Origin of the sequence: Pseudonocardia pini, assembly GCF_013870575.1 — a bacterium.
In the GTDB taxonomy this organism is placed as follows: domain Bacteria; phylum Actinomycetota; class Actinomycetes; order Mycobacteriales; family Pseudonocardiaceae; genus Pseudonocardia; species Pseudonocardia pini.
This window is the reverse complement of sequence record NZ_JACBXB010000194.1, coordinates 1-8,154: the sequence shown is the minus strand read 5'-3', so window position 1 is coordinate 8,154 and position 8,154 is coordinate 1. Positions and strand designations below refer to the sequence as shown.

Sequence of the window (8,154 nt, the reverse complement as noted above, 5' to 3'; positions counted from 1 at the left end):
TGATCAGGATGTGGGTGCCGCCGGTCGACGTGATCTCCATCTGGTGCGCCGGGCCCGCAGGTCCCCGGTGGCGGCGCCGCGCGAACCCCTCCCCCGCACGGAGACACCCCGGGGACCCGGGGAGGAAAAACTATAACGGGTTCCAGGTACCGATCGTTGCTACCGTGCGGCGCCATGAGCGGCAGGCGTGCGGAGCGCAACGCGGAGACCCGCGAGGCGATCCTGCGGGCCGCCGAGGAGCTGTTCACCGCGCAGGGCTGGCAGGGCACCCGGATCACCGAGGTCGCCGCGCGGGCCGGGGTGGCCACGGCCACCTGCTACAACCACTTCGGCAGCAAGCACGCGCTGCTCGGGCACCTCTTCGCTCCCCGGATCGCGGCGGCCGTCGCGGTCGTCGAGGCGCAGCCGCCCGCCGACGCCCTCCGGGTCGCCGTCGAGCAGGCCGCGGCGATGTTCCTGGCGGACCGGTCGCTCACCTTCGCGCTCTTCGCGGCCGTGCAGGAGGAGACCATCCGCAGCGAGGGTCCGCCCCGCGGGCCCGGGGACGTCCGCGCGATCGCGAACGTCCCGCTGATCCTGGAGTCGGGCCTGCGGCACGCCCCGCCGGGGGTCGACGCCCCCCGCACCGCCCGCTACCACACCAACGGCCTGCTCCTGCAGGTCCTGACGCGACCCGCGGACTCCGCCGCGGAGATCGTCACCTTCGTGCTGACCCAGCTCGCGGGTCAGAACAGCCGCAGGTCCTTGGAGTCCATGCCGCGCAGCGCGTCGTAGTCCACGGTGAGGCAGCGGATCCCGCGGTCCTCGGCGAGCGTGCGCGCCTGCGGCTTGATCTGCTGCGCCGCGAACACCCCGGCGACCGGCCCGAGCAGCGGGTCCCGGTTCATCAGCTCCAGGTACCGGGTCAGCTGCTCGACGCCGTCGATCTCGCCGCGCCGCTTGATCTCGACGGCCACGTGCGCGCCCCCGCCGTCCCGGCACAGCAGGTCGACGGGCCCGATCGCCGTCATGTACTCGCGGCGGACCAGGGTGTACCCCTCGCCGAAGGTCTCCGGGTGCGCGGCCAGCAGCTCCTGCAGGTGGGCCTCGACACCGTCCTTGACCAGCCCGGGATCCACGCCGAGCTCGTGCGACGAGTCGTGCAGGACCTCGTCGATCGTGATCACCAGGGACTCGTCCGCCTTGTTCCGGACGGTCCACACGCCGGGCTCCTCGGTGAGCCAGCAGGGCGGGCTCATCCAGTTCAGCGGCTTGTAGGCGCGGTCGTCGGCGTGGATGCTCACCGACCCGTCCGCCTTCACCAACAGCAGCCGCGGGGCCATCGGGAGATGGGCGGTCAGCCTGCCGACGTAGTCCACCTGGCAGCGGGCGATGACGAGGCGCACGGCCGACACCCTAGGGCGCCCCCGCGTCACCCCTCCTGGCGACCCACGCCGCGATCTGGCTGCGGCCGGTGAACCCCAGCTTGGCCAGGACGTGTTGCACGTGCGTCTCGACGGTCCGCTCCGAGATGTGCGCGGCCGCGGCGATCTGCCGGTGGGTCAGGACCCCGGCTCGGGCGAGACCGTGGAGCGGGGCTCCACCATCACCCTCACCGTCCTGTAACCGCCTGTTCCGAGCTCGCCCGATCGACGTCCTCCCCAGCCACCCAGGCTCACCGATCGGGCACGCCCCACCGCGCACACCGCGGCTCCCGCCGCCCCAGTGACGATCACGAACGCACGGTGCGACCCAGCGGCTCGCCCACCACAGTGATCACCACGTGGGCACGCCCCACCGCGCACACCGCGGCTCCCGCCGCCCAGGCGGCGATCATGGGGGAACGCGACCTGGCCACAAGCTCCCGCACCTCACGCCAGGCTCATGATCACTAGTCGGGCACACTCCACCGCGCTGACCGCGGCTCCTGCCGCCGAAACGGTGATCACCAGCGCGGCCGGCGCCCACTCCATGGTCACCGGTCGAGCACGCCCCACTGCACACACAGCGGCTCGCGGCACCGAAGCGGTGATCGTGGAAGGACAGCAGGCTGACCACAACTCACCGCTCCAGACGCCAGCCCCATGATCACCAACTGGGCACCGTCCACCGCGCAGACCGCGGCTCGCGCTGCCCAGGCGATGATCATGATCGCGCGGTGGGACAGAACCGTCCTCACCCACGCCAGTGATCACCACCTGGGCGCGCCCCACCGCGCTCACCGCGGTTCCCGCTGCCGAAGCGACGATCACGGGCGACCGGCGACCACATCATGCTCACACGAACGGCACCCGTGGCGCGATCGCTCCCCCGGCACCCCCCACCGCGCGCTCACCGCGGTTCCCGCAGCCAAAGCGATGATCACGAACGCACGGTGCGACACGGCCGCGCTCACCCACCACTGTGATCACCACCAGGGCACGCCCCGCCGCGCTCACCGCGGCTCCCGCTGCCAAGAACTATGATCGCTGGAGCGGCCGGCGCCCGCCCACGATCACCGGTCGGGCAACCCGCTGCGCGGACCCCAGCCTCAGAACCACACGGCGACCACGGGCTACCGCAGCGCGAGCTAGCAGATCCACCCAGCAGCCGACCCACGATCATCAGTCGGGCACCGTCCGCCGCGCACACCGCGGCTCGCGGCACCGAAGTGGTGATCACGGAGGGAACAGCGGGCTGACATCACTCACCGCACCAGACGCCCGCGCCATGATCACCAGTCGGGCTCCGTCACCGCGCAGACCGCGGCTCCTGCCGCCCAAGCGAAGATCATGAACGCAGTGGGGCCTGAGCCGCGCTCATGCTCACTCACGACAGTGATCACCACTTGGGCACGCCCCGCCGCGCTCACCCCGACTCCCGCAGCCGAGTGACGATCACGAACGCACGGTGCGACACGAACCGCGCTCACCCACCACTGTGATCACCACTAGGGCACGCCCCGCCGCGCCCACCGCGGCTCACAGCACCGAAGCGGTGATCATGGAGGGGACAGCGGGCTGACTACAACTCACCGCACCAGACGCCCGGCCCCACGATCACCAGTCGGGCACCGTCCACCGCGCAGACCGCGGCTCCCGCCGCCCAAGCGACGATCATGATCGCGCGTCGAGGCAGAGCCGCCCTCACCACGCCAGTGATCACCACTTGGGCACGCCCCGCCGCGCCCACCGCGGCTCCCGCCGCCGAAGCGACGATCACCGCGCGTGGCCACCCGCGACCCACTCACAACAATGATCACCACTTGGGCACACCCCGCCGCGCCCACCGCGGCTCCCACCGCCGAAACGATGATCACCGGGCGATCGGCGACAGCACCGCGACCGCTCACGACACCGATCACTGCTCGAGCACACCCCACCGCGCCCACTGCGCAAGCGACGATCAGCGCCCGACACCGGGAAGCAGGAGGGACCGGTCTAGCCCCGGAGCATCTCCGCGACCAGGAACGCCAGCTCCAGGGACTGCTGGGTGTTCAGGCGGGGGTCGCAGGCGGTCTCGTAGCGGCCGGCGAGGTCGGTGTCGCTGATCTCCTGGGCGCCGCCGAGGCACTCCGTGACGTCCTCGCCCGTGACCTCGACGTGGATGCCGCCGGGGTGCGTGCCCAGGGCGCCGTGCACCTCGAAGAAGCCCTGCACCTCGTCGACGATCCGGTCGAAGTGCCGCGTCTTGTAGCCCGTCGTGGACTCGTGGGTGTTGCCGTGCATCGGGTCGCACTGCCAGATGACCTTGTGACCGGAGGCGGTGACCTTCTCGACGATCGGCGGCAGCGCGTCCCGGATCTTGCCGTTGCCCATGCGCGAGATCAGCGTGAGCCGACCCGGCTCGTTGCGCGGGTCCAGCCGCTCCACGTACTCCACGGCCTGCTCGGGCGTGGTCGTGGGGCCGATCTTAAGGCCGATCGGGTTGGACAGCAGCTCCGCGAAGGCGATGTGCCCGCCGTCGAGCTGACGGGTGCGCTCCCCGATCCAGAGGAAGTGCGCGGAGAGGTCGTAGAGCGAACCCGAGCGGTCGACGTCCAACCGCAGCATGGCGCGCTCGTAGTCCATCAGCAGCGCCTCGTGCGAGGCGTAGAACTCGACGCTGCGCAGGTTGTGGTCGACCACGCCGCAGGCGTCCATGAACCGCACGGCCCGGTCGATCTCCGCGGCGACGGCCTCGTACCGCTCCCCGGCCGCCGACGTCCGGACGAAGTCCTTGTTCCAGTCGTGCACCATAGAAAGGTCGGCCATACCGGTGGCGGTCAGCGCCCGGACCAGGTTCATCGCGGCGCTGGCGTTCGCGTAGGCGCGGATCATGCGCGACGGGTCGGGGATGCGGGAGCGCTCGTTCGGCGCCAGCCCGTTGACGATGTCCCCGCGGTAGGAGGGCAGGCCGAGCGCGTCGACCGGGGAGCTGCGCGGCTTGGCGTACTGGCCCGCGATCCGGCCGACCTTCACGACCGGCATCGACGCGCCGTAGGTCAGCACGACCGCCATCTGCAGCAGCGTGCGGATGGTCGCGCGGATGTGCGGCTCGGTGTTGTCGACGAAGGTCTCCGCGCAGTCCCCGCCCTGCAGCAGGAACGCCTCGCCGTTCGCCACGTCCGCGAGCCGGGACTTCAGCCGGTCCACCTCGGGGGGCAGCACCACCGGCGGCACGCTCTCCAGGACGGTGCGCGTGTGGGCCACCGCCGCGGCCTCCGGCCACTCGGGCTGTTGGGCGGTGGGGCGGGAGAGGGCGTCGTCCAGCCGGGCGCGCAGGTCCGCGGGGAGCGGAGGCAGCTCGGGAAGGACGTCCACCGGAGCGTCGACGGACCAGTTCACGGTCACTCAGCCTATCGGTCGGTCACGAGGTCGGGACGGCGGTCTCGATGACCTGCCACCGACGGAGGTTGAGCCGGGCGTCGGCCAGGGCGTCGTGCGCGTCGGACGACGGCGGCGGCAGCTGCGGCTTGCCCGCGTCCTCCCAGCGTTGCCGCAGCTCACGGGTGAAGCGCGGCAGGGCGCGGGGCAGCGCGGGCATGGCGCCCCAGAGCTGGCAGAGGGCCACGTGGTCGTACGCCGCGATCCACGCCCACAGCTCCACCTCGCCCGGCGCGCCGGTGAGGAAGGAGAGCAGGTCCCGCTTGATCCGGTCCCGCGAGCGCCAGGCGGGGTCCGCGGGCGAGGGCAGCTTGGGCAGCACGTTGGCGCGGACCCACGGGCCCGCGCGGCCGGGATCGAACTCCGTGGAGACGGCGTAGAACTCCCGCCCGTCCTCACCGACGACACCGATGGACACCAGCTCGATCGTCGTGCCGTCCTCGATGAACTCGGTGTCGTAGAAGAAACGCATGCCAACCCTTTCCGACCGGGAGCGAGCCTACGTCCCCCACAGGCGTGCCCGCGCGGCGGTACTGGGCCGGTCGGGCGAAAGTGTCGCCCGGACCGTCACGTTCCGGGCGCCGCGAACGACCTCTCCCCTGACGCCCCCCTGTCGCGAGGACCTCCCATGCCCCGCCGTCTGCTCGTCGGCCTGTTGTCCGTGCTGTCCACCGTCCTCCTGGCGGCCTGCTCCGCGCCCGCCGAGACGCCGGTCACCACGGTCACCCTCCGGCTGTGGGACGACCAGGTGGCGAAGGCCTACGGGACCTCGTTCACCGAGTTCGAGCGGCAGAACCCGGACATCCGGGTGGACCTGGACGTGGTGCCCTACTCGGACTACTTCGCCAGCCTGCCCGCGCAGCTCGCGCGCGGCGAGGGGGACGACATCTTCTGGCTCAACTCGGCGTACCTGGGTTCCCTGGCGGACTCCGGCGCGCTGATGGACGTCGGGCGGGTGCTGCCCGGCCGCAGCGACCGGTGGGTGCCCGCGGCGGTGGAGCAGTACACGCGAGACGGCGGGCTGTGGGGCGTGCCCGCCCTCACCGACGGGCGGATCGTCACCTACTACAACAAGGCGCTGCTCGCCGAGGCAGGCGTGGACCCCACCACGTTGGCGTGGAACCCCGACCCGGCCGAGGACACGCTGCTCCCGGCCCTGCGCAAGCTCACCGTCGACGCCCAGGGCCGGACCGCGGACCAGCCGGGCTTCGACCCGACGAACGTCGCCCGCTACGGCTTCAACGCCGGCAAGGACCTGCAGGCGGTCTACTACGACTTCGTCGGGTCCAACGGCGGCCGCTTCCAGGCACCGGACGGTACGTTCGCCTTCGCCGAGCCCGCCTCCGCCCAGGCCTTCCAGTACCTCGTCGACCTGATCAACACCCACCACGTCGCGCCGCCCGCGGACGACACCAACGGCAACTCGGACTTCGCCCGGGACGCCTTCCTCGCGGGCAGGCTCGCGATCTTCCAGTCCGGGACCTACAACCTGCGCAACGTCGCGGACGGCGCCTCGTTCGAGTGGGGCATCGCGCCGATGGTCGCCGGGCCCGCCGGGCGGGTGTCGGTGGTGAACAGCGTCGTCGCCGCGGGGAACGCGGCGACGCCGCACCCGGAGGCCGTCGCCCGCGTCCTGGACTGGATCGGCTCGGAGCCGGGCGCGGACCCGGTCGGCGGCCGGGGCGCCGCGCTGCCCGCGGTCACCGGGTCGCAGCAGAAGTTCTTCGACTACTGGCGCGAACGCGGCGTCGAGACGGGCTACTTCGGCACGCTCGGGGGCTCCGCCACGATCGACCCGCCGATGGGCCCGCGCTTCGGCACCGGCTCCCGCGCCTTCGACCCGGTCCTGGCGGAGGTCTTCGCCGGCCGCACCCCCGTGGTCCCGGGCCTGCAGCAGGCCCAGGACGCCGCCAACGCGGCCGTACGCGCAGGCTGAGCGGCTGTCAGGCGAGCACCGCCGTGGCCTCCACCTCGACCAGCAGGTCCGGGGCGGCCAGGGCCGCCACGCCGATCCCGGTCAGCGGCGGGAGCGGGGTGCCCCCGATCCGGTCGGTGGCCCGCGCGACCCCCTCGGCCACGAGCGGCATCTTGTCCGGGGTCCAGTCGACGAGGTACACGGTCAGCTTCGCGACGTCGTCGAACGTGGCTCCCACCGCCGACAGCGCCGTCGCCACGTTGAGGTAGCACCGCTCGACCTGCGCGGCGAGGTCGCCCACGCCCACGGTCGCCCCCTCGGCGTCGACGGAGACCTGTCCGGCGAGGAACACGAGCCGCGAGCCGGAGGCGACCGCGACCTGGCGGTACAGACCGACCTCGGGGAGTCCGGCGGGGTTCGTCAAGGTGATGGCCATGTCCCGAACCTAGGCGTCCGCGGGCGCTACGCGGCCTTGCGGTCCCGTTCGGCCTTCTCCTTGACCGACGCGGCGTAGAGGTCCACGTAGGTCTGGCCGGAGAGCTCCATGAGGGAGTACATGATCTCGTCCGTCATGGAGCGCTCGATGAACCGGTCCCCCGCCATGCCCTCGTAGCGGGAGAAGTCCAGCGGCTCGCCGATCTTGACGTGCACGTGCCCCGGCCGCCAGAGCGTGGAGCCGATCGGGTTGACCTTGTCCGTGCCGATCATCGCCACCGGGATGACGGGCACGCTCGCCTCGAGCGCCATCCGCGCGACGCCGGTCTTGCCCTTGTAGAGCCGCCCGTCCGGGCTGCGCGTGCCCTCCGGGTAGATGCCCAGCAGGTTGCCCTCGCGCAGCAGCCGCACCGCGGTGTCCATCGCGGCCTGCGCGGCGTTCCCGCCGGAGCGGTCGACGGGGACCTGGCCGACGCCGGTGAAGAACTGCTTCTTCACGAAACCCTTGAGCCCGGCCTCGGTGAAGTACTCGCTCTTGGCCAGGAACGTCATGCGCCGCTTGAGCTGCAGCGGGAGCAGGAACGAGTCGGCGACGGCGAGATGGTTGCTCGCGAGGATCGCCCCGCCGCGCTCGGGCACGTGCTCGACACCCTCGATGGTGGGGCGGCAGTACAGCCGGAGCAACGGGCCGATCAGGACGAACTTCGACCACCAGTACAGCACCGAGTCGGGCCTCCTCACCGCGTGGCTCCCCACCCTACGGAGGCGCTCCTGCGCGCGACAACAAGGGACTCCGCCCCCCGCGGGCGCCCGGTCCGTGTCAGGATGGCTCCGACCTCCGCGGGCGTCCGGCGACGAAAGGCCTCGTGCATGAGCAGCGAGCACGACGGGAACGACCGCGCCACCGAGCCGGACAGCCCCGGCGACGGTCCGGGTGGCGTCTCGTTCGACGCCATCGTCGCGTCCTGGAAGGCCGAGGGC

The 8,154-nt window shown here is 71.9% G+C and carries 8 protein-coding genes; 2 read left to right on the top strand and 6 right to left on the bottom strand.

Translation table 11 applies throughout. From position 1 onward, the window contains the following. Window positions 1–174: 174 nt before the first annotated feature. Entirely contained in the window at window positions 175–774 is a 600-nt protein-coding gene (locus H5J29_RS13525) for a TetR/AcrR family transcriptional regulator (protein ID WP_181781298.1), read from the top strand. On the opposite strand, the gene nucS is transcribed toward H5J29_RS13525, so the two are convergent. The 4 genes from nucS to H5J29_RS13505 form a co-directional block, all read right to left on the bottom strand. Further along, window positions 726–1,385, bottom strand: coding sequence for an endonuclease NucS (gene nucS / locus H5J29_RS13520; RefSeq protein ID WP_181781297.1), 660 nt, complete (start codon window positions 1,383–1,385; stop codon window positions 726–728). The genes H5J29_RS13525 and nucS overlap by 49 nt on opposite strands. Before the next feature lie 10 nt (window positions 1,386–1,395). Continuing rightward, window positions 1,396–1,683, bottom strand: a complete 288-nt coding sequence (locus H5J29_RS36200; protein WP_312858202.1) for a response regulator transcription factor — start codon at window positions 1,681–1,683, stop codon at window positions 1,396–1,398. Between the two features lie 1,715 nt (window positions 1,684–3,398). Further along, on the bottom strand, window positions 3,399–4,784 hold the full coding sequence (locus H5J29_RS13510) for a class II 3-deoxy-7-phosphoheptulonate synthase (RefSeq protein ID WP_181781296.1): 1,386 nt from the start codon (window positions 4,782–4,784) through the stop codon (window positions 3,399–3,401). A gap of 22 nt (window positions 4,785–4,806) precedes the next feature. Beyond that, entirely contained in the window at window positions 4,807–5,295 is a 489-nt protein-coding gene (locus tag H5J29_RS13505) for a polyadenylate-specific 3'-exoribonuclease AS (protein WP_181781295.1), read from the bottom strand. Between the two features lie 156 nt (window positions 5,296–5,451). On the opposite strand from H5J29_RS13505, the gene H5J29_RS13500 reads away from it, so the two are divergent. Continuing rightward, entirely contained in the window at window positions 5,452–6,759 is a 1,308-nt protein-coding gene (locus H5J29_RS13500) for an ABC transporter substrate-binding protein (RefSeq protein ID WP_181781294.1), read from the top strand. A gap of 7 nt (window positions 6,760–6,766) precedes the next feature. On the opposite strand, the gene H5J29_RS13495 is transcribed toward H5J29_RS13500, so the two are convergent. Continuing rightward, window positions 6,767–7,174, bottom strand: coding sequence for a RidA family protein (locus H5J29_RS13495; RefSeq protein WP_181781293.1), 408 nt, complete (start codon window positions 7,172–7,174; stop codon window positions 6,767–6,769). 26 nt (window positions 7,175–7,200) lie between these two features. Continuing rightward, a complete protein-coding gene (locus H5J29_RS13490) occupies window positions 7,201–7,896 on the bottom strand; it encodes a lysophospholipid acyltransferase family protein (protein WP_181781299.1) in 696 nt (231 codons plus the stop codon). Between the last annotated feature and the right edge of the window lie 258 nt (window positions 7,897–8,154).